A 26,877-nucleotide genomic window follows, 5' to 3' on the forward strand; every position below is an offset into this window, starting at 1 on the left:
AGCGCTCTTACCGGGCCGAAGCGAGTTGAGAGAAGGCGGTGCCGAACCACTGCTGCACGCCATGCATCGTTGCGGCAGAAGTGTCCAGGAACGGTTGCGGGTACACGCCGATGTAGATCAGCAGTACCGCAAGGCCGAGCACCATGATCAGTTCGCGAGCATCCATCCCTTGCAGGACGGTGTCGGACTTGGCCGGGCCGAAGTAGGCGCGGTGGATCATGATCAGCGAGTAAACCGAACCAAACACCAGGCCGGAGGTAGCAATGGCGCTGATCCACGGCGTCTGTACAAAGGCACCCATCAGGATCAGGAATTCGCCGATGAAGTTACCGGTCCCCGGCAAGCCCAGGGATGCAGCGGCGAAGAACAGGCTGATCGCCGGCAGATAAGCAATGCGCGACCACACGCCACCCATTTCACGCATGTCACGGGTGTGCAGGCGCTCGTACAACTGACCACTGAGGATAAACAGGGCAGCGGCCGAAACACCGTGGGCCAACATCTGGATCACTGCGCCTTGCAGCGCCAGTTGGCTGCCGGAGTAGATGCCGATCAGTACGAAACCCATGTGGGAAACGGACGAGAAGGCAATCAGGCGCTTGATGTCGGTTTGCGCGAAGGCCAGGAACGCACCGTAGAAGATCCCGATCAGACCCAGGGTCATGGCGATCGGCGCGAACTCGGCCGAGGCATTCGGGAACAGCGGCAGGGCGAAACGCAGCAGGCCGTAGGCCGCCGTCTTCAACAGGATACCGGCCAGGTCCACGGAACCGGCAGTCGGCGCCTGGGCGTGAGCGTCAGGCAACCAGGAGTGAAACGGCACCACTGGCAGCTTCACCGCGAAGGCGATGAAGAAGCCGAGCATCAGGATGTACTCGGTGGTCAGCGACATCTTGGTTTTCAACAGGTCGGCGTAGTTGAACGTAATCACGCCGGTGCTGTTGAAGTTGACCAGGACCAGGCCCAGGATCGCCACCAACATGATCAGGCCGGAAGCCTGGGTGAAGATGAAGAACTTGGTCGCCGCGTAGATCCGGGTTTTCTTGCCGTCCGAAGAACTGTGACCCCAGAGCGCGATGAGGAAGTACATCGGCACCAGCATCATTTCCCAGAAGAAGAAGAACATGAACAGGTCCAGCGCCAGGAACACGCCGACCACGCCGCCCAGGATCCACATCAGGTTCAGGTGGAAGAAGCCCACGTGACGCTGGATCTCTTTCCAGGAGCAGAGTACCGAGAGGATACCCAGCAGGCCGGTCAGCAGGATCATCAACAGCGACAGGCCGTCGAGGGCCAGGTGCACATTGATGCCGAAGCGCTGGATCCACACGTGCTTGAATTCAAGCGCGAAGGTCGGATCGACACCCGGTGCCGGAGCGAATGAATAGTCACCATGGGCCCACAGCCAGAGGCCGAGTGCGAGTTCCAGGGACATGGTCAGCAACGCAATCCAGCGGGGGAGGGTGGCGCCGAAGCGTTCACCCATCCAGCAGAGCAGGCCGCCGATAAAGGGGATCAGGATTAGCCAGGGCAGAATCATGACGGGCTCGTTTCCTTTCGCAAGTTTGCAAAGTACGCAGTGCACTTAAACATAGTCAGACCGCTACCACGACGATGGCGCCGATCACCAGCACGGCACCGGCCGCCATGGACGCTGCATACCAACGCAGTTGGCCAGTCTCGCTGCGGCTCAGGGCTGTGTGACCGGCCTTGGCGGCGCGCGGGATCAAACCGATGGTCTGGTCGAGCGGGTCTTTGCGCAGTACATGGCTGATGGCGAGGTATGGCTTGACGAACAGTTTGTCGTAGAGCCAATCGAAGCCCCAGGCAGCGAACCACCAGGCCGACAGGAAGCGCCCGATGCCACTGTTGGCCACAGCGGTCACGAAGCGACGCTTGCCGAGGAACAGCAGGGCGGCCAGCAGGATACCGGCGATGGCGATGGCGCCCGAGGCGATTTCCAGGCTGTGCTTGTCTGCGCCGCCGGCATGGCCGACGCTTTCTGGCAATACGCCGGCCAGTGGTGGAGTGATCATGGCGCCGATGAAGGTCGACAGGATGATCAGCACCGACAGTGGCAGCCAGTGGGAGATGCCATGGCCTGCGTGTGCTTCGGTCTTGGCTTCACCGTGGAAGGTGATGAAGATCAGGCGGAAGGTGTACAGCGAGGTCATGAACGCACCCACCAGGCCTGCGTAGAGCAGGTTCTGGTTACCGCTGGCAAACGCTTCCCAGAGGATTTCGTCCTTGGAGTAGAAACCGGCGGTCACCAACGGCAGGGCTGCGAGTGCGGCACCACCGACGATGAAGCTGGTGTAGGCCAGTGGCAGTTTCTTCCACAGGCCGCCCATCTTGAAGATGTTCTGCTCGTGGTGGCAGGCGACGATCACCGCACCGGAGGCGAGGAACAGCAACGCCTTGAAGAACGCGTGGGTCATCAGGTGGAAGATCGCCGCGTCCCAGGCGCCAACGCCCAGGGCCAGGAACATGTAGCCGATCTGGCTCATGGTCGAGTAGGCGAGGATACGCTTGATGTCGGTTTGCACCAGCGCGGCGAAGCCGGCCAGTACCAGGGTCACGCCACCGACGATGCCTACCAGGTGCAGGATGTCCGGTGCCAGGGTGAACAGGCCGTGGGTACGGGCGATCAGGTAGACACCGGCGGTCACCATGGTTGCGGCGTGGATCAGTGCCGAAACCGGTGTAGGGCCAGCCATCGCATCCGCCAGCCAGGTTTGCAGCGGCAGTTGCGCGGATTTACCCACGGCGCCGCCCAGCAGCATCAGGGTCGCCAAGGTGATCCAGAAGTCGCCGACCTGGAATTTCTGCGGTGCCAGCACCAGCAGTTCCTGGATGTTCAGCGTGCCCACCTGTTGGAACAGGATGAACAGGCCAATGGCCATGAACACGTCGCCGATACGGGTGACGATAAATGCCTTGAGTGCCGCATTGCCGTTGTTGCGGTTGCTGTAATAGAAACCGATCAACAGGTACGAGCACAGGCCCACGCCTTCCCAGCCGAAGTACAGGAACAACAGGTTATCGCCGAGCACCAGGAACAACATGCTGGCGATAAACAGGTTGGTGTACGAGAAGAAGCGCGAGTAGCCCGCTTCACCGCGCATGTACCAGGACGCGAACAGGTGGATCAAAAAGCCTACACCGACCACCACGCCGAGCATGGTGATCGACAGGCCGTCGACGTAGAGGGCGAAGTTGGGCTTGAAGCCTTCCACCGACATCCACTGCCACAGCACCAGGGTGTAGTGACCGCCTTCTGGCGGCGCCACGTTGAATTGCCAGATGACGTAGGCGGCCACAATGGCCGACAGGCCAATGGAGCCCACGCCGATCAAGGCCGAGAGGTTTTCCGACCAGCGCCCGCGAGAGAACGACAGCAGCAGGAAACCGATCAGGGGAAATACGAAAGTCAGAAAGATCATGTTCATCCGCGCATCTCACTGGCAGCGTCGATATCAAGCGTGTGGAAGCGACGATACAGCTGCAGCAGGATCGCCAGGCCAATACTGGCTTCGGCGGCTGCAAGGCTGATCACCAGGATGAACATGACTTGTCCATCCGGCTGGCCCCAACGTGCGCCCGCCACGATGAACGCCAGTGCCGCGGCGTTCATCATGATTTCCAGGCTCATCAACACGAACAGAATGTTACGGCGCACCATCAGGCCGACCAGGCCAAGGCAGAACAGGATGCCGGCGACCGCCAGACCATGCTCCAAAGGGATAGCAGGCATCGTCATTGCTCCTTGGCTTCGTTGCGGCCCAAGTGGAAGGCGGTGATGGCTGCGGCGAGCAGCAGCATCGAAGCCAGTTCGACCACCAGCAGGTACGGGCCGAACAGGCTGATGCCCACGGCTTTGGCGTCTACGGTGGTGTGGCCGATGGCCTGGCCGCTCTGGTGAGCGAATAGTACATACAGCAGTTCACCCAGCAGCAATGCTGCGAGGACAACCGGGCCGAGCCAGATGCCGGGCTTGAGCCAGACACGCTCCTGGGCGACCGAAGCCGGCCCCAGGTTGAGCATCATCACCACAAACACGAACAGCACCATGATGGCGCCGGCGTAGGCGATCACTTCCAGTACACCGGCGAACGGTGCGCCGAGGCTGAAGAAGGTCATGGCCACGGCGATCAGCGAAATGATCAGGTAGAGCAGGGCGTGCACGGGGTTGGTGTTGGTGATCACGCGAAGCGTGGACACCACTGCAATACCCGATGCGAAATAGAAAGCGAATTCCATCTTTCTTCCTTAAGGCAGCAAGCTCTTCACGTTGATCGGCTCGGCTTCGTTTTGTGCGGCGCCCTTCGGCTTACCGGCAACGGCCATACCTGCAACACGATAGAAGTTGTAATCAGGGTTTTTACCGGGACCAGAGATCAGCAGATCTTCTTTCTCGTACACCAGGTCCTGACGTTTGAACTCGGCCATCTCGAAATCCGGTGTGAGCTGGATCGCGGTGGTCGGGCAAGCTTCCTCGCAGAGGCCGCAGAAAATGCAGCGCGAGAAGTTGATACGGAAGAAGTCCGGGTACCAGCGACCGTCTTCGGTTTCAGCTTTCTGCAGGGAGATGCAACCCACCGGGCACGCCACGGCGCACAGGTTGCAGGCTACGCAACGCTCTTCGCCATCGGGGTCGCGGGTCAGTACGATGCGGCCGCGATAGCGCGGCGGCAGGTACACCGCTTCTTCGGGGTATTGCAGGGTGTCGCGTTTGCGAAAGCCGTGACCGAACACCATCACCAGGCTTCGCAACTGGGTACCGGTACCCTTAACGATGTCGCCAATATATTTGAACATGGGTCAAATCCTCACTGAACCGCGGCAGCTGGCGTGTTCAACAACACGACGGCAGCCGTCACCAGCAAATTGATCAGGGTCAGCGGCAGGCAGAATCTCCAGCTGAAATCCATCACCTGGTCATAGCGTGGGCGCGGAATCGAGGCGCGCAGCAGGATGAACAGCATGATGAAGAACGCGGTCTTCAAGAAGAACCAGAAGAAGGCCAACTGCGGCAGGATGCCGAACGGACCGTGCCAGCCGCCGAAGAACAGCGTGACCAGCAGGGCCGAGATCAAGATGATGCCGATGTACTCACCGACGAAGAACATGCCCCACTTCATGCCGGCATATTCAATGTGGTAACCGTCGGCCAGTTCCTGCTCCGCTTCCGGCTGGTCGAACGGGTGACGGTGAGTCACGGCCACGCCAGCGATGAAGAAGGTGCAGAAGCCAAAGAACTGCGGAATGATGAACCACAGGTTCTGTGCCTGGTACTCGACGATATCGCGCATGTTGAACGAGCCGACCTGCACCACGATGCCCATCAGGGCCAGGCCCATGAACACTTCGTAGGACACGGTCTGGGCCGAGGCCCGCAAGCTGCCCAGCAGGGCGAACTTGTTGTTACTGGCCCAACCGGCGAACAGCACCGCATACACCGACAGACCGGCCATGGCGAAGAAGAACAGCAAGCCGATGTTCAGGTCCGCCACGCCCCAGGTCGGGGTGATCGGGATGATCGCGAAGGCAATCAGCAAGGCGCTCATGGCTACCACTGGTGCCAGGGTGAAGATCACCTTGTCGGCGAACGGCGGGGTCCAGTCTTCCTTGAAGAACATTTTCAGCATGTCGGCCGCGATCTGGAACATGCCGAATGGGCCAACGCGGTTCGGACCGTAACGGTCCTGCCACCAGCCCAGCAGGCGACGTTCGACGAAGCTGAGCAGCGCGCCCGCGACGACCACGGCCAACAGGATCACGATGGCCTTGACCACCGAGATGATCACGTCAATTACTTCCGGCGTGAACCAAGTCATTGCGCTGCCTCCTGCAGACCGTCAACGGTTTTGCCGAAAATGGCAGGCGGAATACCGGCGATGCCTTTAGGCAGTGCAACCAGGCCGGCACCCAGCTCGTCATTGATACGCAGCGGCAGACGCAAGGTCTGGCCGGCGACGTTGAGGCTGAGCAGCGCGCCGTCGTTGACGCCCAGGCGGTCGGCTTCGGACTTGGCCACGGACACGTAAGCGGCAGGAATGCGCTCTTGAACCGGCGCGGCCTTGGAAGAGGTTTCTTCGCTGCCGAACAGGTGGAAGAACGGCACGACCTGCCAGGTGCCCGGAGCCGGGTTGAACGGACGCGGTACCGCAGTGAACCAGTTCAGCGCGTCACCGGTGCTTTCGATCAGGCGGGTGCCCGGGTCGCCAGCACGGATGTGACCACCGACTTCATCCTGGAACTTGTTCCAGGCCTGCGGCGAGTTCCAGCCCGGCGACCAGGCAAACGGCACCTGCTGACGCGGCTCGGCCGAGCCCGAGTAACCTTCCATGGAGAAGGCGAACGCAGTGTCGATGTCTTGCGGGGTACGCGGTTCGTGCACGCTGATGTCGGCGCGCATGGCGGTACGACCGGAGTAGCGCAGCGGTTCACGGGCCAGTTTCAGGCCCTTGATACGGAACGCGGCAGACGGCGCGGCATCGACAATACGAGCCAGCTGAGGCGCGCTGGCGGCGGTGGCAGCGGTCACGTGGTCGAGCTGGGTCCAGTCTATCGGCTGGTTCAGCAGGGTGGCACGCAGGGCATGCAGCCAGCGCCAGCCTTCGTGCACCAGGATGCTGGCGTCCATGTACTTCGGATCGAACACCTGGAAGAAGCGCTGGGCGCGGCCTTCCTGGCTGACCAGGGTACCGTCGCCTTCGGCGAAGGTGGCGGCTGGCAGCACCAGGTCGGCACGCTCGCTGGTGGCGGTCTTCTGGTGGTCGGCCACGATCAGGACTTTGGCAGCGTCCAGCGCAGCGTCAACCTTAGCGGCAGCGGTGCGGGTGTACAGGTCGTTTTCCAATACCACAATGGCGTCGGCGTTGCCGTCGGTCACTGCTTGCAGGGCGGCGTCCAGGGACTCGCCACCGAGCATGGCCAGGCCCAGGCTGTTGGCTTCCGGCACCACCAGGCTGATGGAGCCGTTCTTGTCGCGCAGCTTCAGGGCCTTGGCGATGTTGGCAGCGGCTTCGATCAGCGCCTTGGAACCCAGGGAGGTGCCGGCGATGATCAATGGGCGCTTGGCCGCCAGCAGTGCGTCGGCAATGCGCTGGGCCAGTTCGACCGCTTCGGTGTCCAGGCCATCGACGGCAGGCGCGCTGGCGTCGAGGGCGTGGGCCACGGCGAAACCGAGGCGGGCCAGGTCGTCCGGTGCGGCGTGCACGCATTCTTCGGCGATGTCGTCGAGCTTGGTTTCAGCCAGCGAGGCGATAAACAGCGGGTTCAGCGCGTGCTGACCGATGTTTTTCACCGCCGCGTCAAGCCACGGCTGTACGCGCATGGCGTCGGCCATTTCTTCGGCCTTGCCTTTGACCGACTGGCGCAGCGACAGGGCAATGCGCGCAGCGGTCTGGGTCAGGTCTTCACCGAGCACGAAGATCGCATCGTGGTCTTCGATGTCGCGCATGTTCGGAACCGGCAGCGGGCTGTCATTCAGCACTTGCAGGACCAGGCGGATGCGCTCCAGCTCGCCGGCTTCGATACCGCAGTAGAAGTGCTCGGCACCGACCAGCTCGCGCAACGCGAAGTTGCTTTCGAGGCTGGCACGCGGCGAACCGATACCGACGATATTGCGCCCGCGCAGCAGGTCGGCGGCTTTATCCAGCGCGGCGTCCAGGCTCAGCTTGGCGCCATCGGCCAGCAGCGGCTGGCGTGGGCGGTCTTCGCGGTTGACGTAGCCATAGCCGAAACGGCCACGGTCGCACAGGAAGTACTGGTTGACCGAACCGTTGAAGCGGTTTTCGATGCGACGCAGTTCGCCGTAGCGCTCGCCCGGGGAGATGTTGCAACCGCTGGAGCAGCCATGGCAGATGCTCGGCGCAAATTGCATGTCCCACTTACGGTTGTAGCGCTCGGAGTGAGTCTTGTCGGTAAACACACCGGTCGGGCAGACCTCGGTGAGGTTGCCGGAAAACTCGCTCTCAAGCACGCCGTCTTCAACGCGACCGAAGTACACGTTGTCGTGGGCGCCGAAGACGCCCAGGTCGGTGCCGCCGGCGTAGTCTTTATAGAAGCGCACGCAGCGGTAGCAGGCGATGCAGCGGTTCATTTCGTGGGAAATGAACGGGCCGAGGTCCTGGTTCTGGTGGGTACGCTTGGTGAAGCGATAACGGCGCTCGTTGTGGCCGGTCATCACCGTCATGTCTTGCAGGTGGCAGTGACCGCCTTCCTCACAGACCGGGCAGTCGTGGGGGTGGTTGGTCATCAGCCATTCGACAACGCTGGCGCGGAACGCCTTGGACTCTTCATCGTCGATGGAGATCCAGGTGTTGTCGGTGGCTGGGGTCATGCAGGACATGACGATACGACCACGGGTGTCGTTCTCGTCGGTGTATTGCTTGACCGCACACTGGCGACAGGCACCGACGCTACCGAGCGCGGGGTGCCAGCAGAAATACGGAATATCGAGGCCGAGTGACAGACACGCCTGTAACAGGTTGTCTGCCCCATCGACTTCGAGCGCTTTGCCGTCTACGTGGATAGTGGCCATGGTTCAAAGTTCTTCGTTGGCCCGTTGTCAGCGGGCGTGGCTAATGGAATCTTGTTATTCATGTGCATCTACACAGCCTTTACGGCGTCAGCACATGAGCAGGCGAAGGGCACGGACCCTTCGCCTGTTTAAGCGTTACGCGCCGACTACGATCGGCTTCGCCAGAGGCGGGACGGCGGCGCTGGTGGGCGCGATGCCGGCTTCGAACTCCGAGCGGAAGTATTTGATTGCGCTGCCCAATGGCTCTACGGCGCCCGGTGCGTGAGCACAGAAGGTCTTGCCTGGGCCGAGGAAGCCGACCAGGCCCAGCAGGGTTTCGATATCACCCTCGCGGCCTTCGCCGTTTTCCAGGGCCATCAGCAGCTTGACGCTCCACGGCAGGCCGTCGCGGCATGGGGTGCAGAAGCCGCAGGATTCACGGGCAAAGAACTGCTCCATGTTGCGCAGCAGCGAGACCATGTTCACGGTGTTGTCGACCGCCATTGCCAGGCCGGTACCCATCCGGGTGCCCACCTTGCCGATGCCGCCGGCATACATTTGTGCGTCCAGGTGCTCAGGAAGCAGGAAACCGGTGCCGGCGCCGCCTGGCTGCCAGGCTTTCAAGGTGTAGCCGTCGCGCATACCGCCGGCGTAGTCCTCGAACAGCTCGCGGGCGGTCACGCCGAACGGCAGCTCCCACAGGCCAGGGTTCTTGACCTTGCCGGAGAAACCCATGAGCTTGGTGCCCATGTCTTCGCTGCCTTCACGGGCCAGGGATTTGTACCAGTCCACGCCGTCGGCGATGATCGCCGGCACGTTGCACAGGGTCTCGACGTTGTTCACGCAGGTCGGCTTGCCCCACACGCCTACGGCGGCGGGGAAGGGCGGCTTGGAGCGCGGGTTGGCGCGGCGACCTTCGAGGGAGTTGATCAGTGCGGTTTCTTCACCGCAGATATAACGCCCGGCGCCGGTGTGCACGAACAGTTCGAAGTCGAAGCCGGAACCGAGGATGTTCTTGCCCAGCAGGCCCGCGGCCTTGGCTTCTGCCACTGCACGGTTGAGGTGCTTGGCGGCGGTGGTGTACTCGCCACGCAGGAAGATGTAGCCACGGTAGGTCTTGAGCGCACGGGCGCTGATCAACATGCCTTCGATCAGCAGATGGGGCAGTTGCTCCATCAGCATGCGGTCTTTCCAGGTGTTGGGCTCCATTTCATCCGCGTTGCACAGCAGGTAGCGGATGTTGATGGATTCGTCTTTGGGCATCAGGCCCCACTTCACACCCGTGGGGAAGCCTGCGCCGCCGCGGCCCTTGAGGCCGGCGTCCTTCACGGTCTGGACGATATCGTCCTGGGCCATATCGGCGAAGGCTTTGCGCGCTGCGGCGTAACCGTTCTTGGCCTGGTATTCGTCAAGCCATACCGGCTCGCCGTCGTCACGCAGGCGCCAGGTCAGCGGGTGGGTCTCGGCCGAACGCTTGATCAGGTTGGCCGGGCCGAAGGAAGTCAGGGTCATGGGTAGCCCTCGAGCAATTGGGTCACGCCAGCAGGCTGTACGTCACCGAATGTGTCGTCGTCGATCATCAACGCCGGCGCCTTGTCGCAGTTGCCCAGGCAGCACACCGGCAGCAGCGTGAAGCGGCCGTCGGCGGTGGTCTGGCCGAGGCCGATGCCGAGCTTGGCCTGGATTTCGCTGACCACGGACTCATGGCCGCCGATGTAGCAGACCATGCTGTCGCACACGCGAATGATGTGACGGCCGACTGGCTGACGGAAGATCTGGCTGTAGAACGTGGCCACCCCTTCAACGTCGCTGGCAGGGATGCCGAGGATCTCGCCGATGGCGTAGAGGGCGCCGTCGGGCACCCAGCCACGTTCCTTCTGAACGATCTTCAGGGCTTCGATCGACGCCGCGCGCGGATCTTCGTAGTGATGCAGCTCGTGCTCGATGGCCGAGCGCTCGGTTTCACTCAAGGTGAAACGGTCTGTCTGGATAAGCGTGCTGTTCATGCTTAGCGGTCCACGTCGGCCATAACGAAATCGATACTACCCAGGTACGCAATCAAGTCCGCGACCATCTCGCCTTTGATCACCGAAGGGATCTGCTGCAAGTGGGCGAAGCTTGGAGTACGAATCCGGGTGCGGTAGCTCATGGTGCCGCCATCGCTCGTCAGGTAATAACTGTTGATACCCTTGGTCGCTTCGATCATCTGGAAGGATTCGTTGGCCGGCATGACCGGGCCCCACGAAACTTGCAGGAAGTGCGTGATCAGGGTTTCGATGTGCTGCAGCGTGCGCTCTTTGGGCGGCGGCGTGGTCAGCGGGTGATCCGCCTTGTACGGGCCGGCCGGCATGTTGCGCATGCACTGCTCGATGATCTTCAGGCTCTGGCGCATTTCTTCGACGCGCACGATGCAACGGTCGTAGGCATCGCCATTGGCCGCCAGCGGTACTTCGAACTCGAAGTTCTCGTAGCCGGAGTACGGGCGCGCCTTGCGCAGGTCGAAGTCGCAACCGGTGGAACGCAGGCCGGCACCGGTGACGCCCCATTCCAGGGCCTCTTTGGTGTTGTACTGGGCGACGCCGATGGTACGACCCTTGAGGATGCTGTTGTCCAGCGCGGCTTTCTGGTACTCGTCCAGACGCTTGGGCATCCAGTCGATGAATTCCTTGACCAGGCGCTCCCAGCCGTTCGGCAGGTCGTGGGCCACGCCGCCGATGCGGTACCAGGCCGGGTGCAGGCGGAAACCGGTGATGGCTTCGATGACCTTGTAGGCGCGCTGACGGTCGGTGAAAGTGAAGAACACCGGGGTCATGGCGCCGACGTCCTGGATATAGGTACCCAGGAACAGCAGGTGGCTGGTGATGCGGAAGAACTCGGCCATCATGATGCGGATGGTGTCGACGCGGTCCGGCACTTTAATGCCGGCCAGCTTTTCGACCGAGAGCACGTACGGCAGGTTGTTCATCACGCCGCCGAGGTAGTCGATACGGTCGGTGTACGGGATGAAGCTGTGCCAGGACTGACGCTCGGCCATCTTCTCGGCGCCACGGTGGTGGTAGCCGATGTCCGGGACGCAGTCGACGATTTCTTCGCCGTCCAGTTGCAGGATGATACGGAAGGCACCGTGAGCCGAAGGGTGGTTCGGGCCCAGGTTGAGGAACATGTAATCCTCGTTGGTGCCGGAGCGTTTCATGCCCCAGTCTTCCGGACGGAAGCGCGCCGCTTCTTCTTCAAGCTGCTGCTTGGCGAGGTTGAGGCTGTACGGGTCGAACTCGGTGGCGCGGGCAGGGAAGTCCTTGCGCAGCGGGTGACCTTCCCAGGTCGGCGGCATCATGATGCGCGTCAGGTGTGGGTGGCCGGGGAAGTCGATGCCGAACATGTCCCAGACTTCACGCTCGTACCAGCTGGCGTTCGGCCAGATACCGGTGACGGTCGGGATGCTCAGGTCACTCTCGCTCAGGGCAACCTTGATCATCACGTCGCTGTTACGTTCCAGCGACATCAGGTGGTAGAACACGGTGAAATCGGCGCCGCTCGGCAGCCCCTGGCGCTTGGTGCGCAGACGCTCGTCCACGCCATGCAGGTCATAGAGCATGACGTACGGCTTGGGCAGGTTGCGCAGGAAGGTCAGGACTTCGACGAGCCTGGCGCGCGCCACCCACAGCACCGGCATACCGGTGCGTGTGGCCTGGGCGGTGAAGGCGTCAGGGCCAAAACGGTTATTGAGTTCGACAACCACATCCTGGTCGTCTGCCTTATAAGGCGGGATGTACAGAGCACTGCCTGTAGTCATGGTTTTTTATCGCTTTCGGTCAACGTAAAGAATGAAGCCAGGTTTTCGTTCTATAAAAGAAGCGGTGCTGGATCAGACTTCGTCGGGGCTGCGCAGGTTGGTGACTGCGATTCGCTGTTCGCGGCGCTGTTCCTTTTGGGACGGCATCTCGGCGCGGTACACGCCTTGATCACCGACGACCCAGGACAGCGGGCGACGCTCCTTGCCAATCGATTCCTGCAACAGCATCAAGCCTTGCAGGAATGCTTCGGGGCGGGGCGGGCAGCCAGGCACGTAGACGTCCACGGGCAGGAACTTGTCCACCCCTTGAACGACCGAGTAGATGTCGTACATGCCACCGGAGTTGGCGCACGAACCCATGGAGATGACCCACTTCGGTTCGAGCATTTGCTCATAGAGACGCTGGATGATCGGCGCCATCTTGATGAAGCAGGTACCGGCGATAACCATGAAATCCGCCTGGCGCGGTGATGCCCGGATAACTTCGGCGCCAAAGCGGGCGATGTCATGGGGTGCCGTGAAGGCGGTGGTCATTTCCACGTAGCAGCACGAAAGGCCGAAGTTGTACGGCCACAGGGAGTTTTTACGCCCCCAGTTGACCGCGCCACTCAGCACGTCTTCCAGCTTGCCCATGTAGATGTTTTTGTGGACTTGGTCTTCTAACGGGTCGGAAACGGTTTCCCGTTCGCCGATGGGGTACTGCTCGTTAGGAGCATCCGGGTCGATCCTGGTGAGATTGTATTGCATTGCCAAAGCCTCATTGTTTCAGCTTCGCCTGCCGCTTGCGACGAGCTTCCGGAGCCCAGTCAAGGGCGCCCACTCGGAACAGGTAGACAAGACCTGCCAACAGAATTGCTATGAAAACGAGAGCTTCGACGAATCCGGTCCAGCCGCTTTCGCGGACGGACACAGACCATGCAAAGAGAAAGAGGGCTTCGATATCGAAGATCACGAAGAGCATCGCGACCAGATAGAATTTGGCTGAGAGCCGCAAGCGGGCGCCACCTGTAGGTAGCATGCCGGACTCGAACGGTTCGTTTTTGCTGCGGCCCCAGGCTTTTGACCCGAGTAGGCTGGAGACGCCAAGCATGAAGGCGCAGAGGCCCACAACACCGAGGAGGAAAATGGCAAAGCCCCAGTTGTGGGCCATGAGTCCTGTCGCGTCGGTCATGCTGGAAATCCTTAACAGAGAGCAAAGGTCTCTGAGCTCGAAAAAGTAACGATGCAGTGACGATATGTCGCACTGCAATCAATCGCGGTGATTTTATGGCTAAACACCGGGCAAGTAAAATTCCCAGGGCGAAATTATTCGGTGGAATAAGCACATAGTGCACCTTCTTGGGGCTGTAGCCCTTGTGCCGTGGGCATTAGCGGGCTTTTCATCAATTATGTTTTGTTTAAGCTGTAACGAAGTTTTCAGGCGCCAAATGATAATGAATATTGTTTGCGTGGGGTTTAAGCGATTGTTTCTCATGTGGCGGGGGAAGTTGCCGTTACTTGCTTGAGTGTCGCTTAGTTGTCGCAACGGTTCTTTTAACCGATTGGATGTGTGCGAATACCGCTCTGGATCAATGTTTTGCGCAAAATTCCTTGTGGGAGGGGGCTTGCTCCCGATAGCTGAGTATCAGCCAACCCAACTGTTGCTGATCCACCGCTATCGGGAGCAAGCCCCCTCCCACATTTGGTCCGCAGTGCATCGGTAGGTTTTGTGCAGGCAAAAAAACGCCCCGAACCAGTCGGGGCGTGATTGTTGTGCGGCACTGCGGTTAGGTCTTCCCTGGGGCCGCAGTGGCCGTGTACTCAGTGGATCAGTGGAACTGCTCTTCTTCGGTCGAACCGGTCAGTGCGGTCACGGACGAGGTGCCGCCCTGGATCACGGTGGTCATGTCGTCGAAGTAGCCGGTGCCCACTTCCTGCTGGTGCGCCACGAAGGTGTAGCCTTTGGCGGCGTCAGCGAATTCCTGCTCTTGCAGCTTCACGTAGGCAGTCATGTCGTTGCGGGCGTAGTCGTGCGCCAGGTTGAACATGCTGTGCCACATGTTGTGAATGCCGGCCAGGGTGATGAACTGGTGCTTGTAGCCCATGGCCGACAGCTCGCGCTGGAACTTGGCGATAGTCGCGTCGTCCAGGTTCTTCTTCCAGTTGAAGGAAGGCGAGCAGTTGTAGGACAGCAGTTGGTCCGGGTATTCCTTCTTGATCGCTTCGGCGAAACGACGGGCTTCGTCCAGGTCCGGCTTGGCGGTTTCGCACCAGATCAGGTCGGCGTAAGGAGCGTAGGCCAGGCCGCGGGCGATCGCCTGGTCCAGGCCGGCGCGTACTTTATAGAAGCCTTCCTGAGTGCGTTCGCCAGTCACGAACGGCTGGTCGTACGGGTCGCAGTCCGAGGTCAGCAGGTCAGCGGCGTTGGCATCGGTACGGGCCAGGATGATAGTCGGAGTACCGGCGACGTCGGCCGCCAAACGAGCAGCGGTCAGCTTCTGTACGGCTTCCTGGGTTGGTACCAGTACCTTGCCGCCCATGTGGCCGCATTTTTTCACGGAAGCAAGCTGGTCTTCGAAGTGCACGCCGGCAGCGCCTGCCTCGATCATGCTCTTCATCAGCTCGTAGGCGTTGAGTACGCCGCCGAAACCGGCTTCGGCATCAGCCACGATTGGCGCGAAGTAGTCGATGTAGCCTTCGTCACCCGGGTTCTTGCCGGCTTTCCACTGGATCTGGTCGGCACGACGGAACGAGTTGTTGATGCGCTTGACCACGGTTGGAACCGAGTCCACCGGGTACAGCGACTGGTCGGGGTACATGGATTCAGCGGAGTTGTTGTCCGCTGCCACTTGCCAGCCGGACAGGTAGATCGCCTGGATGCCGGCTTTTACCTGTTGGACTGCCTGGCCGCCAGTGAGGGCGCCCATGCAGTTGACGAAATCTTTGTCGGGACGGAAGGACGGCTTGGCACCTTGGGTGACCAGGTTCCACAGCTTCTCGGCGCCGAGTTTTGCAAAGGTGTGCTCAGGTTGGACCGAGCCACGCAGGCGGACGACGTCAGCAGCGGAATAAGCGCGGGTCACGCCTTTCCAGCGTGGGTTTTCAGCCCAATCTTTTTCAAGGGCTGCAATTTGCTGTTCGCGTGTCAGTGCCATGGGGAAAAACCTCGTCGCATAGGTCTAGGTGGAAAATTCCATTTGCCAGCCACGTAGAAAGTGCGTGGTGATGGCTGCTCGCTGACCAGAAGCTTGGGTGTTCAAGTCAAGTTCGGCGGGGTAGGCGACGGGATGAACGATTGGCTCAAGGCGGAGTTGAGCAGGTAAGGGCAAACTGCAAACGGTCTTCGGGCGTCGTGGGCCTTTGTACGATTCATCAGTGCGTAGCCGGGTTACCTGGTTAGCTTCCGTCCCTCGGGACAACTTCGTTCCAGTCGCAACCTCGTCCAACGTGCCTTGTGGGCGGTACAGACACGAATCGGCTCAGGTGGGTAACTTGGAGCGGCGATCCGAAGGCCCTTGCCAGGGCCCCTGATTAGCGGGAGCGAGGCCATCATGCCCATGCTTTTTTGGATCGTCAAATGTTTTGTAGTGCTTTTTTCAAGGCACTACATCTTTGGTCTAATACGACTCGCCAGTCAGTTTTTGGTGCTTCAGTTCAGGGTGTCGACCTTGACCCGCACCGTCAGGTCATCGCGGCCCTGAGTAGAGTAGCTGCGGGTTGTAGAAGATTTGTCGGCCTGGGTTTCGCCATTGATGCCTGCCAGGGTAATCCATTCGCCCAAGCATCCGCTGACGGTTGTGTCGGTGCTCTGCACGTTCACTACATCAGGACGTTCCTGGCTCATACGGTCACGGTTGGTACTGATAGCCAGGTGTACGGTCTCGCCGGTGACGCTGGCGGTGACGTAAAAGCCCTGGGTGACGTTGCGATACTGGGTCTGGTTCTGCAGGCGGCCATAGCCATCCTGGTGCGTGGTGGTCAGCGGTACGCTCTGGCCGATCTGAATAAGCGCCGGCACGCCTTCGCTGGCCTGGATCTGCTGGATGCCGCCATCGCGGCTGACGGTGCCATAGCTGATGATGCGGGTCTGGCTGTCGCCGCTGTTCTGCTGGTTGGTTTCGTTGGTGTCGACGGTGATCAGCAGGCGCTTGGCCGGCGTGTCCAGTTGGGAGAGCAGGGTACGCAAGCCCTCGATCTTCGCAGGGTCGGCGTTAACAACAAGCTGGTTGCCGTAGGCGCTGACGGTGCCGTCCTTGCCGATGAAGTTCTGCGCCACGGGCAGTAGGTCGGCGCTGGTGCGGTTGCTCAGGTTGACGACCTCGGTGGCAGCCAGGGCCGAAACACTGGCGGTCAGGAGCAGGGCGGTGAGCAGGGTGCGTAGGGACATGTCCGTTATCTCTGCGAGTCATTTGGCTTGATAGTGCCAGTTTGTCGGCCTGGCGGGGCGCAAGTTGAATCGTAGACGGCAAAATGCCCTGGCAGGCAGGGCATTTTGAGGTGTTGCTGATATGGCTATCGGGAGCAAGCCCCCTCCCACATTTTGACCGCATTTCAACGGATGGACTCAGTCAAATGTGGTAGGGGGCTTGCTCCCGATATAGGCGACTCGGTCTTGAGTCAGCCCCCGCGCACCATATCCACATGCGGAATCCCGACTTCAAGAAACTCATCGCTGACGATCTTGAAACCCAGCCGCTCATAAAACGGCGCCGCATACACCTGCGCACTGAGGAACTGCCGGGTCTGGCCGCGCTTTTCAGCCACTCCAATCACCGCTTCCATCAGCTTGTCGCCCACCTTCAGCCCGCGCCAGTCCTTGAGCACCGACACGCGACCAATCTCGCCGCTGGGCAGCAGGCGTGCGGTACCAATCGGAAAGTCGCCTTCGAATGCGAGGAAATGCATGGCGCCAGCGTCGTCCGCATCCCACTCGAGCTCGGCTGGAACCGATTGCTCGGCGATAAATACCGCTTCACGAATGCGCCGAATCTCGTCGATATCCTTTCGCCAGTCCGCGACACTTACGTGAATCTTATTCATCCGCGAACCCCAGGCTGCCTTGCTTGACCAGTTCGCACAGCAGGTCGCGGCCGTCTTCGTCGGCCAGCCATACGCTGAGGTTTTCGCTGTGCAGTGCGTCGGCCGAGCACACCAGCTTCAGCAGTTCACGCAGCTTGCCGGGCAGGTAACGGCTCTGGCCACTGGCGAACAGCAATACATCGTCGTCGACTTCAGACCAGGCCAGGCGCGCGCTTGGGTTGCGTACCAGAATCGCGCCATCTTGCAGGCTGTTGATGAAGTCTTCTTCGCCCAGCTCTTCACCAGCGACCAGTTCCGGGTAGCGCGGCTCGGTCATGAACTGGCCGAACCAGGTCAGCAACATGCGCTCGTCGCTCATGTGCTCAGCCAGCAGACCCTTGAGGCGATCCAGGGCGTCGACCTGAATCTGGTGTGGGTCGCTGACCGGCTGGGCGTCGGCGTCGGTGTAGCGCTCTTCGTCAGTCAGGTACTGGCTGAGGAAGTCGGTGAAGTGGGTCAGCACTTCGGCGGCGCTCGGGGCGCGGAAACCCACCGAGTAGGTCATGCAATCGTCTTCGGCAATGCCGAAGTGCGCCAGGCGCGGTGGCAGGTAGAGCATGTCGCCTGGCTCCAGCACCCATTCGGCGCTTTCTTCGAATTCGGCGAGGATGCGCAGGTCAGCGTGTTGCAGCAGCGGGCTTTCGGAGCTGCACATCTGGCCGATCTTCCAGTTGCGCTTGCCCTGGGCTTGCAGCAGGAACACATCGTAGTTATCGAAGTGCGGACCGACGCTGCCGCCGGGCGCGGCGAAGCTGATCATCACATCGTCGATACGCCAGCTTGGGAGGAAACGGAAGTGCTCCAGCAGTTCGGCGACTTCCGGCACGAACTGGTCGACCGCCTGCACCAGCAGGGTCCACTCACGCTCTGGCAGGGCGCTGAAGGCATCTTCGGCGAATGGGCCGCGACGCAGTTCCCACGGGCGCTCGCCGTGTTCGATCACCAGGCGCGATTCGACTTCTTCTTCCAGGGCCAGGCCTGCCAGTTCGTCGGCGTCGATCGGGCTTTCGAAGTCAGGGATGGCCTGACGGATCAGCAGGGGTTTCTTCTGCCAGTAGTCGCGCAGGAATTCCCGTGCCGTGATGCCGCCCAGAAGTTGAAGAGGGATATCAGGATTCATGTGTAACCTATTGAAAAAAAGCACTTTTAAGACTGGAATAAAAACGCCCGGCGCGGCCGGGCGTCTCAAGGGTCTTGCGGTAATCAGATGCGCTTGGCTTGCTCTACAGCGTTACCGATGTAGTTGGCCGGGGTCAGCAGTTTCAGCTCGGCCTTGGCGGCAGCTGGCATGTCCAGGCCGTCGATGAAAGTCTGCAGCGCTTCAGAGGTGATCCCCTTGCCGCGTGTCAGTTCTTTGAGTTTTTCGTACGGGTTTTCGATGTTGTAGCGACGCATCACGGTCTGGATCGGCTCGGCCAGGACTTCCCAGCATGCATCCAGGTCAGCGGCGATTTTCTGCTCGTTGAGCTCAAGCTTGCTGATGCCTTTGAGGCTGGCTTCGTACGCGATCACGCTGTGGGCAAAGCCTACACCGAGGTTGCGCAGTACGGTGGAGTCGGTCAGGTCGCGCTGCCAGCGAGAGATCGGCAACTTGCTGGCCAGGTGCTGGAACAGCGCGTTGGCGATGCCGAGGTTGCCTTCGGAGTTCTCGAAGTCGATCGGGTTGACCTTGTGCGGCATGGTCGACGAGCCGATTTCACCGGCAATGGTGCGCTGCTTGAAGTAGCCCAGGGAGATGTAGCCCCAGATATCGCGATCGAAGTCGATCAGGATGGTGTTGAAGCGCGCAATCGCGTCGAACAGCTCGGCAATGTAGTCGTGGGGTTCGATCTGCGTGGTGTAAGGGTTGAAACCCAGGCCCAGTTCGTCTTCGATGAAGGCGCGGGCGTTGGCTTCCCAGTCGATCTCGGGGTAGGCCGACAGGTGGGCGTTGTAGTTGCCCACGGCGCCGTTGATCTTGCCCAGCAATGGCACGGCGGCCACTTGAGCGATCTGGCGCTCCAGGCGGTACACCACGTTGGCCAACTCTTTGCCCAGGGTGGTCGGCGACGCTGGCTGGCCATGGGTGCGCGAGAGCATCGGCACATCAGCGAAACGGATCGCCAGTTCACGGATAGCGTTGGCGGTCTGGCGCATCAACGGCAGCATCACGTCATCACGACCTTCGCGCAGCATCAGGGCGTGGGACAGGTTGTTGATGTCCTCGCTGGTGCAGGCAAAGTGGATGAATTCGCTGACCTGGGCCAGTTCCGGCAGCTTGGCCGCTTGCTCTTTGAGCAGGTACTCGATGGCTTTGACGTCGTGGTTGGTGGTGCGCTCGATCTCTTTCACACGCTCGGCGTGCTCCAGGGAGAAGTTTTCCGCCAGGGTGTTCAATACAGCGTTGGCCTCGGCGGAAAACGCCGGCACTTCGCCGATGGCAGGGTGAGCGGCCAGGCGCTGGAGCCAGCGCACTTCAACCAGTACACGCGCACGGATCAAACCGTATTCGCTGAAAATAGGGCGCAGGGCCTGGGTTTTGCCGGCGTAGCGGCCGTCAACAGGGGAAACCGCAGTGAGCGAAGAGAGCTGCATGGGGTGTTCTCGGACAGTCGGGCAACGAAATGGGGCGCGTATCATACATGAAAAAATCCGCCGGTCCGTTGCCAACTGACCGGCGTATTACGCGTAACGGCTTGAAAATGGCCTGCTGATGCGACTTATTCGTTGCGCATCAACGGGTAAAGCTCTTTGAGCAATTTGCGTCGGCTGATCACCAGTTGCCAGCGATGTCCGCCCAACTGCCGCCACAACCGCGCCGAACGAATGCCGGCCAGGAGCAACGCGCGGATCTTCGAGGCGTTATTGGGTTGCTGCAGGTTGCGCATGTCGCCGTGCACCTGGATGCGCTGGCGCAAGGTGCTCAAGGTGTCCTGGTAAAGCGCCCCGCAGGCCGCGATTACGTTCTCGTGGGCCGGGCCGAAGTGCTCAACCTGGGACTGGATTTGCGGCAGGCGCTTGCCGATGGTTTCCAGCAGGTCGTCGCGCTTGGCTAGCTGCCGTTCCAGGCCGAGCATCGACAGGGCGTAGCGCAACGGCTCGCGCTGCAGGGTGCTCGGGTCGCGTTCGAGGGCGCCGATCAGGGCGCGATAACCTTCACGCAGGGCCAGGTCGTCGCCACCGTAGACTTCCAGAGTGTCCTTGGGGTCGCGGATCAGCAGGCTGCCGAGCATACAGGTCAGGCCTGCCTCGGTGACCTGGCCGGTCTTGGCGATCTTGTCCACCAGTACGGCGGCCAGGAATACCCCGCCAAGCGCCGTCAATTGCTCCTGGGTCGGGCTCATGCCGGATGGCTCCAGGCTTGCGCAACTTCAATCACGCCGCCGCCCAGGCAGATTTCGCCGTCGTAGAACACCACGGATTGGCCTGGGGTGACCGCACGTTGCGGGTCGTCGAAGGTCGCGCGGTAACCTGTGGCGGTTTTTTCCAGGGTGCACGGCTGGTCGCTCTGGCGATAGCGCACTTTGGCGGTCAGGCGGCGTGGCGTGCTCAAGTCGATCGGGTTGACCCAGTAGATCTCGGAAGCGAGCAGGGCGCCGGAGAACAGCAGCGGATGTTCGTTGCCCTGGCCGACCACAAGCACGTTGTTTTGCAGATCCTTGACCAGCACGTACCAAGGCTCTTCACCTGCGTCTTTCAGGCCGCCGATGCCCAGGCCCTGGCGCTGGCCAATGGTGTGGTACATCAGGCCATGGTGACGGCCGATCACTTCGCCGTCAGTGGTCTTGATCTCGCCCGGCTGCGCCGGCAGGTACTGCTTGAGGAAATCGCTGAAGCGGCGCTCGCCGATAAAGCAGATCCCGGTGGAGTCTTTCTTCTTGGCGGTGGCCAGGCCGTGTTGCTCGGCGATCTTGCGCACTTCGGGCTTTTCCAGTTCGCCGACCGGGAACAGGGTCTTGGCAATCTGTTCACCGCCGACGGCGTGCAGGAAGTAGCTCTGGTCCTTGTTCGGGTCCAGGCCCTTGAGCAATTCGGTGCGGCCATCGATATCGCGACGGCGCACGTAGTGGCCCGTGGCAATCAGGTCGGCGCCAAGCATCATGGCGTAGTCGAGGAACGCCTTGAACTTGATTTCGCGGTTGCACAGGATGTCCGGGTTCGGCGTGCGGCCGGCCTTGTATTCGGCCAGGAAGTGCTCGAACACGTTGTCCCAGTACTCGGCGGCGAAGTTGGCAGTGTGCAGCTTGATGCCGATCTTGTCGCACACGGCCTGGGCGTCCGCCAGGTCGTCCATGGCGGTGCAGTATTCGGTTCCATCGTCTTCTTCCCAGTTCTTCATGAACAGGCCTTCCACCTCATAACCCTGCTCCATGAGCAGAACGGCGGAAACGGAAGAATCCACGCCGCCGGACATGCCGACGATGACGCGCTTCTTTTGTGTGTCAGAAGGGGCTGGATCACGCATAGGGTTTCAACGGGTGTCTTGAAAAAGGACGCGATTCTATCAGGCCCGAGCCGCTAAGGCTAAAGAGAAGGGCGGATCAATTCGAGACTGTGCCGGTGGCCGGCCAGATAATCATCGATACAGCGGATGATCAGCTCGCTGCGCCAGTCATCGCGCACGGTCATCAGCTCGTCACGGGTCAGCCAGCGGGCGCGCAGGATGCCTTCGTCGAGTTGATAGTCCGGGTGATGTTTCAGCGCCTTGGCGATAAAGCATACGCGCTGATAGGTCACGCCATTGCTCGGTGCGGTGTACAGGTAAATGCCGACGATGCCAGTGGGCTCGACATCCCAGCCGGTTTCTTCGAGGGTTTCACGCACCGCGGCCTCGGTGAGGGTTTCGTTCGGGTCCAGGTGGCCGGCGGGCTGATTGAGTACGGCGCGGCCGCTCTTGAGTTCTTCAACCATCAGGAAGCGGCCGTTGTCTTCGACGATGGTGGCGACGGTGATGTGGGGGAGCCAGGTCATTGCAAACCTCGGTATCGGGAAGGTGACTCGGTCAATGTGGGAGCTGGCTTGCCTGTGATGGCGGTGGGTCAGCTGCACCTGTATGAACTGACAGACTGTAATCGCAGGCAAGCCAGCTCCCACATTTGATTGGGTTTCTTCAATGAAGTCCCTACAAACAGAAACCCCGGCACTGGGCCGGGGCTTCTTTGCATCCTTACAACCTTACTTCAACTTGGCAATTGCCGCATTGAGGGTGTTGCTTGGGCGCATGGCCTTGCTGGTCAGCTCGGGGTTCGGCGCGTAGTAGCCGCCGATGTCCACAGGCTTGCCCTGTACCGCGTTGAGCTCGGCAACGATGGTTGCTTCGTTCTCAGCCAGGGTTTTTGCCAGTTCGCCGAACTGCGCTTGCAGTGCAGCGTCTTCGGTCTGGGCGGCCAGGGCTTGGGCCCAGTACAGCGCCAGGTAGAAGTGGCTGCCGCGGTTGTCGATGTTGCCGACTTTGCGCGATGGCGACTTGTTGTTGTCCAGGAACTGGCCGGTAGCCTGGTCCAGGGTCTTGGACAGTACCAAGGCTTTGGGGTTGTTGTAGGTCACGCCCAGGTGCTCAAGGGAAGCGGCCAGGGCCAGGAACTCGCCCAGGGAGTCCCAACGCAGGAAGTTTTCTTCCAGCAGCTGCTGAACGTGCTTGGGAGCCGAACCGCCAGCGCCGGTTTCGAACAGGCCGCCGCCGTTCATCAGCGGCACGATCGACAGCATCTTGGCGCTGGTGCCCAGTTCCATGATCGGGAACAGGTCGGTCAGGTAGTCGCGCAGCACGTTGCCGGTCACCGAAATGGTGTCCAGGCCCTTGCGGGTGCGCTCCAGGGTGAACTTCATCGCATCGACCGGGGCCATGATGCGGATGTCCAGGCCTTCGGTGTTGTGGTCTTTCAGGTACGCCTGAACTTTCTCGACCACTACGCCATCGTGAGCGCGCTTGGGGTCCAGCCAGAAAATAGCCGGGGTGTTGCTGGCACGGGCACGGTTGACGGCGAGCTTGACCCAGTCCTGGATCGGCGCGTCTTTGGTCTGGCACATGCGGAAGATGTCGCCGGCCTCGACTTTCTGTTCCATCAGCAGGTTGCCCTGGCTGTCGGTGACGCGAACAACGCCGTCAGCCTTGATCTGGAAGGTCTTGTCGTGGGAGCCGTACTCTTCGGCTTTCTTGGCCATCAGGCCAACGTTTGGCACGCTGCCCATGGTGGTCGGGTCGAAGGCGCCATTGGCCTTGCAGTCTTCGATGACCGCCTGGTAGATGGTGGCGTAGCAGCGATCCGGGATCACAGCCTTGGTGTCGTGCAACTGGCCGTCGGTGCCCCACATCTTGCCGGAGTCACGGATCATGGCCGGCATCGAGGCGTCGACGATCACGTCGCTCGGCACGTGCAGGTTGGTGATGCCTTTGTCGGAGTTGACCATCGCCAGGGCAGGACGAGCGGCGTAGACGGCCTGGATGTCGGCTTCGATCTGCGCTTGCTGGTCGGCCGGCAGGGCCTTGATGCGGGCATACAGGTCGCCGATGCCGTTGTTCAGGTTGAAGCCGATCTGCTCAAGCACGGTAGCGTGCTTGGCCAGGGCATCTTTATAGAACTCGGCAACGATCTGGCCGAACATGATCGGGTCGGAGACCTTCATCATGGTGGCTTTGAGGTGAACCGACAGCAGCACGCCTTGCTTCTTGGCGTCTTCGATTTCAGCAGCGATGAAGCTGCGCAGCGCTTTCTTGCTCAGCACGGCGGTGTCGATGATCTCGCCGGCCTGGACGCTGGTCTTTTCTTTCAGGACGGTGGTGGTGCCGTCCTGAGCAACCAGCGCAATTTTGACAGCATCGGCGGCTTCGATCTGTACGGCTTTTTCGCTGCCGTAGAAGTCACCATTGCTCATGTGGGCAATGTGCGACTTGGAGTCGGCAGCCCAGGCGCCCATCTTGTGCGGGTGCTTGCGTGCGTAGTTCTTGACCGACAGCGGCGCGCGGCGGTCGGAGTTGCCTTCGCGCAGTACCGGGTTCACGGCGCTGCCCTTGACCTTGTCGTAACGTGCACGGGTTTCTTTTTCCGCGTCGGTGGTTACGGTTTCCGGGTAGTCCGGCAGGGCGTAGCCCTGGGCCTGCAGTTCCTTGATCGCGGCTTGCAGCTGCGGGGTCGAGGCACTGATGTTAGGCAGCTTGATGATGTTGGCTTCAGGGGTTACGGCCAGGTCGCCCAGTTCGGCGAGGTGGTCCGGGATAGCCTTGGTGCCCAGTTGCTCGGGGAAGCTTGCGAGGATGCGCCCTGCGAGGGAGATGTCGCGGGTTTCAACGGCAATATCAGCGGAAGCCGTGAAGGCCTCTACGATAGGCAACAGTGAATAGGTGGCGAGGGCTGGAGCTTCGTCGGTGAAGGTGTAGATGATCTTCGAGCGGGTGGGCATATTCGGATTAACTCTCTTCTTTGCTGAAAGCGTGCGCAGAAACTCGAGATGCGCCGGGTGGAGCGCGTTCGTTCAAAGTCATCCATGAGCGAAATGTCGAGGTTTCTTCGCGGTGATGTTGGGTTGCATCAGTCGAGCGTCAAGCGTTTGGACTATTGTAATAGTCCTGCTTTCTGGCTGAAGGCTACTGTCTAGAGCGGTCAACCGTCGTGACTCTTTGGTCAGCGGCGGCATTATACATAGGTCGCTATGCTTACGCAGAGCCTTCATACAAAAGGTGTGTCGTCCATTGGTCTAAAGGTCGCAGGGGTGGGGTTACGCCGAAAGTTGAATGATGTGCTCAAGATTGGCACTTTTCCCTTTGCTTTCAGGCTTGTAGGCGACAATTTATGCTGTTTTCGATGCAAATGAGCATGGCGCGAGGTTTCGGTCGCCATTTATCTGGAGTAGGCTCGAACGCAGCCAGATGTTCAATCCATAGATGGAGTTCAGCATGGGATACAAGAAGATTCAGGTTCCGGCAGTCGGCGACAAAATCACCGTCAATGCAGACCATTCTCTCAATGTTCCTGACCAACCGATCATCCCCTATATCGAAGGTGACGGTATTGGCGTCGACATCAGCCCGGTGATGATCAAGGTAGTCGACGCAGCTGTTGAAAAGGCTTACGGCGGCAAGCGCAAAATCTCGTGGATGGAGGTGTATGCCGGCGAAAAGGCGACCCAGGTCTACGACCAGGACACCTGGTTGCCCCAGGAAACCCTGGACGCGGTCAAGGATTACGTGGTGTCCATCAAGGGCCCGCTGACCACGCCGGTCGGTGGTGGTATTCGCTCGCTGAACGTGGCTCTGCGTCAGCAGCTCGACCTGTATGTGTGTCTGCGCCCGGTGCGCTGGTTTGAAGGCGTGCCCAGCCCGGTCAAGAAGCCAGGCGATGTGGACATGACCATCTTCCGTGAGAACTCCGAGGATATTTACGCGGGTATCGAGTGGAAAGCCGGTTCGCCTGAGGCGATCAAGGTGATCAAGTTCCTCAAGGAGGAAATGGGCGTTACCAAGATCCGTTTCGACCAGGATTGCGGGATTGGCGTCAAGCCGGTGTCGAAAGAGGGTACCAAGCGCCTGGCGCGCAAGGCCCTGCAGTATGTAGTCGATAACGACCGCGACTCGCTGACCATCGTGCACAAAGGCAACATCATGAAGTTCACCGAAGGCGCCTTCAAGGAGTGGGCCTACGAAGTGGCGGCTGAAGAATTCGGCGCGACGCTGCTCGACGGCGGCCCGTGGATGCAGTTCAAGAACCCCAAGACCGGCAAGAATGTGGTGGTCAAGGATGCGATTGCCGATGCCATGCTCCAGCAGATCCTGCTGCGTCCGGCTGAGTATGATGTGATTGCCACGCTCAACCTCAATGGCGACTACTTGTCCGATGCCTTGGCGGCGGAGGTTGGTGGTATTGGTATCGCGCCGGGAGCCAACCTGTCGGACACCGTGGCGATGTTCGAAGCCACTCACGGTACTGCGCCCAAGTATGCGGGCAAGGACCAGGTCAACCCGGGTTCATTGATTCTGTCGGCAGAAATGATGCTGCGTCATATGGGCTGGGTCGAGGCGGCTGACTTGATCATCAAGGGCACCAATGGTGCGATTTCTGCCAAGACCGTGACCTATGACTTTGAGCGCCTGATGGATGGCGCTACGTTGGTGTCGTCGTCGGGCTTTGGTGATGCGCTGATCAAGCATATGTAAGCAGGCAGAGAGAACCGGCCGCCCTGATGATTCGGGGTGGCCGGTTTGCTTTCAATGCTTTGTTCAATAATTGATCAGGCGTGTTGCTTTTTTGAATGTAAGTCGGTGTTTCTGCTTTTCTTTTCGACGTTCGTAGTGGCAGGCGTATCAACGAGAACGATATTCGTGGCCTGCATTCCCTTTGGGCCTTGAACGATATCAAAGGTGACAGGCTGATTCGCTTTCACCGTTTTGTAGCCTTCCACTTGAATCGCCGAATAATGCGCAAAAAGGTCTTCAGTCTTGCCGTCTTCATTGATGAAGCCGTACCCCTTGGCATTGTTGAACCACTTGACCTTACCACTAGCCATTCCCATATCCCTCTGCACC

At 60.3% G+C, this 26,877-nt stretch carries 23 protein-coding genes; 1 reads left to right on the forward strand and 22 read right to left on the reverse strand.

Features of this window, described 5'->3' with window-relative positions; all coding sequences use genetic code 11:
- Positions 1 to 7 precede the first annotated feature (7 nt).
- The 21 genes from nuoM to E4O98_RS10950 form a co-directional block, all read right to left on the reverse strand.
- Positions 8 to 1,540, reverse strand: a complete 1,533-nt coding sequence (nuoM, locus tag E4O98_RS10850; protein WP_003232072.1) for an NADH-quinone oxidoreductase subunit M — start codon at positions 1,538 to 1,540, stop codon at positions 8 to 10.
- A gap of 55 nt (positions 1,541 to 1,595) precedes the next feature.
- Positions 1,596 to 3,449 carry an NADH-quinone oxidoreductase subunit L gene (gene nuoL, locus E4O98_RS10855; RefSeq protein ID WP_248134977.1) on the reverse strand — a complete coding sequence of 618 codons (1,854 nt, stop codon included), beginning with the start codon at positions 3,447 to 3,449 and terminating at the stop codon, positions 1,596 to 1,598.
- Positions 3,446 to 3,754: an NADH-quinone oxidoreductase subunit NuoK gene (gene nuoK / locus E4O98_RS10860; protein ID WP_003174727.1), complete on the reverse strand. Its 309-nt coding sequence runs from the start codon at positions 3,752 to 3,754 to the stop codon at positions 3,446 to 3,448. Before nuoK ends, nuoL begins: the two co-directional genes overlap by 4 nt.
- A 2-nt stretch (positions 3,755 to 3,756) precedes the next feature.
- A complete protein-coding gene (gene nuoJ, locus E4O98_RS10865; protein ID WP_003174726.1) occupies positions 3,757 to 4,260 on the reverse strand; it encodes an NADH-quinone oxidoreductase subunit J in 504 nt (167 codons plus the stop codon).
- Between the two features lie 9 nt (positions 4,261 to 4,269).
- Positions 4,270 to 4,818 carry an NADH-quinone oxidoreductase subunit NuoI gene (nuoI, locus tag E4O98_RS10870; RefSeq protein WP_003174725.1) on the reverse strand — a complete coding sequence of 183 codons (549 nt, stop codon included), beginning with the start codon at positions 4,816 to 4,818 and terminating at the stop codon, positions 4,270 to 4,272.
- An 11-nt stretch (positions 4,819 to 4,829) separates the two neighbouring features.
- Positions 4,830 to 5,837: an NADH-quinone oxidoreductase subunit NuoH gene (gene nuoH, locus E4O98_RS10875; protein WP_003192116.1), complete on the reverse strand. Its 1,008-nt coding sequence runs from the start codon at positions 5,835 to 5,837 to the stop codon at positions 4,830 to 4,832.
- A complete protein-coding gene (gene nuoG / locus E4O98_RS10880; protein WP_032880616.1) occupies positions 5,834 to 8,548 on the reverse strand; it encodes an NADH-quinone oxidoreductase subunit NuoG in 2,715 nt (904 codons plus the stop codon). The genes nuoH and nuoG overlap by 4 nt, the downstream gene beginning before the upstream one ends.
- Positions 8,549 to 8,683: 135 nt before the next feature.
- Complete coding sequence (gene nuoF / locus E4O98_RS10885; protein ID WP_005789119.1) at positions 8,684 to 10,039, reverse strand: NADH-quinone oxidoreductase subunit NuoF; 1,356 nt, start codon at positions 10,037 to 10,039, stop codon at positions 8,684 to 8,686.
- Positions 10,036 to 10,533, reverse strand: a complete 498-nt coding sequence (gene nuoE / locus E4O98_RS10890; protein ID WP_003232080.1) for an NADH-quinone oxidoreductase subunit NuoE — start codon at positions 10,531 to 10,533, stop codon at positions 10,036 to 10,038. Before nuoE ends, nuoF begins: the two co-directional genes overlap by 4 nt.
- A gap of 2 nt (positions 10,534 to 10,535) precedes the next feature.
- Positions 10,536 to 12,320, reverse strand: coding sequence for an NADH-quinone oxidoreductase subunit C/D (nuoC, locus tag E4O98_RS10895; RefSeq protein WP_005789116.1), 1,785 nt, complete (start codon positions 12,318 to 12,320; stop codon positions 10,536 to 10,538).
- 72 nt (positions 12,321 to 12,392) lie between these two features.
- Positions 12,393 to 13,067, reverse strand: a complete 675-nt coding sequence (locus tag E4O98_RS10900; protein WP_003174719.1) for an NADH-quinone oxidoreductase subunit B — start codon at positions 13,065 to 13,067, stop codon at positions 12,393 to 12,395.
- 10 nt (positions 13,068 to 13,077) lie between these two features.
- The gene (locus E4O98_RS10905) at positions 13,078 to 13,491 is read right to left on the reverse strand and encodes an NADH-quinone oxidoreductase subunit A (RefSeq protein WP_003192109.1); all 414 of its coding nucleotides are present in this window, start codon (positions 13,489 to 13,491) and stop codon (positions 13,078 to 13,080) included.
- A gap of 637 nt (positions 13,492 to 14,128) precedes the next feature.
- Entirely contained in the window at positions 14,129 to 15,454 is a 1,326-nt protein-coding gene (aceA, locus tag E4O98_RS10910) for an isocitrate lyase (protein ID WP_003174717.1), read from the reverse strand.
- A gap of 494 nt (positions 15,455 to 15,948) precedes the next feature.
- Positions 15,949 to 16,686, reverse strand: coding sequence for a secretin N-terminal domain-containing protein (locus tag E4O98_RS10915; protein WP_248134979.1), 738 nt, complete (start codon positions 16,684 to 16,686; stop codon positions 15,949 to 15,951).
- Between the two features lie 230 nt (positions 16,687 to 16,916).
- Complete coding sequence (locus E4O98_RS10920; RefSeq protein WP_032880619.1) at positions 16,917 to 17,339, reverse strand: GNAT family N-acetyltransferase; 423 nt, start codon at positions 17,337 to 17,339, stop codon at positions 16,917 to 16,919.
- Positions 17,332 to 18,498: a cupin domain-containing protein gene (locus E4O98_RS10925; protein ID WP_005789108.1), complete on the reverse strand. Its 1,167-nt coding sequence runs from the start codon at positions 18,496 to 18,498 to the stop codon at positions 17,332 to 17,334. The genes E4O98_RS10920 and E4O98_RS10925 overlap by 8 nt, the downstream gene beginning before the upstream one ends.
- Positions 18,499 to 18,581: 83 nt before the next feature.
- Positions 18,582 to 19,952, reverse strand: coding sequence for an adenylosuccinate lyase (gene purB, locus E4O98_RS10930; protein WP_005789106.1), 1,371 nt, complete (start codon positions 19,950 to 19,952; stop codon positions 18,582 to 18,584).
- A gap of 125 nt (positions 19,953 to 20,077) precedes the next feature.
- Positions 20,078 to 20,701 (reverse strand): high frequency lysogenization protein HflD, encoded by a 624-nt coding sequence (gene hflD, locus E4O98_RS10935; protein ID WP_017137510.1) that lies wholly within the window; start codon positions 20,699 to 20,701, stop codon positions 20,078 to 20,080.
- The gene (gene mnmA, locus E4O98_RS10940) at positions 20,698 to 21,822 is read right to left on the reverse strand and encodes a tRNA 2-thiouridine(34) synthase MnmA (protein WP_223018499.1); all 1,125 of its coding nucleotides are present in this window, start codon (positions 21,820 to 21,822) and stop codon (positions 20,698 to 20,700) included. Before mnmA ends, hflD begins: the two co-directional genes overlap by 4 nt.
- Before the next feature lie 59 nt (positions 21,823 to 21,881).
- The gene (locus E4O98_RS10945; RefSeq protein ID WP_223018500.1) at positions 21,882 to 22,328 is read right to left on the reverse strand and encodes an NUDIX hydrolase; all 447 of its coding nucleotides are present in this window, start codon (positions 22,326 to 22,328) and stop codon (positions 21,882 to 21,884) included.
- Positions 22,329 to 22,532: 204 nt separating this feature from the next.
- On the reverse strand, positions 22,533 to 24,758 hold the full coding sequence (locus E4O98_RS10950; protein WP_005789097.1) for an NADP-dependent isocitrate dehydrogenase: 2,226 nt from the start codon (positions 24,756 to 24,758) through the stop codon (positions 22,533 to 22,535).
- A gap of 493 nt (positions 24,759 to 25,251) precedes the next feature.
- On the opposite strand from E4O98_RS10950, the gene icd reads away from it, so the two are divergent.
- On the forward strand, positions 25,252 to 26,508 hold the full coding sequence (gene icd, locus E4O98_RS10955; protein WP_005789095.1) for an NADP-dependent isocitrate dehydrogenase: 1,257 nt from the start codon (positions 25,252 to 25,254) through the stop codon (positions 26,506 to 26,508).
- A 74-nt stretch (positions 26,509 to 26,582) separates the two neighbouring features.
- Here icd and E4O98_RS10960 read toward each other — a convergent pair whose 3' ends face one another.
- A complete protein-coding gene (locus E4O98_RS10960; RefSeq protein WP_050549411.1) occupies positions 26,583 to 26,864 on the reverse strand; it encodes a cold shock domain-containing protein in 282 nt (93 codons plus the stop codon).
- Positions 26,865 to 26,877 lie beyond the last annotated feature (13 nt).

The organism is Pseudomonas sp. W2Jun17 (genome assembly GCF_023127795.1).
Taxonomy (GTDB): Bacteria; Pseudomonadota; Gammaproteobacteria; order Pseudomonadales; family Pseudomonadaceae; genus Aquipseudomonas; species Aquipseudomonas synxantha_A.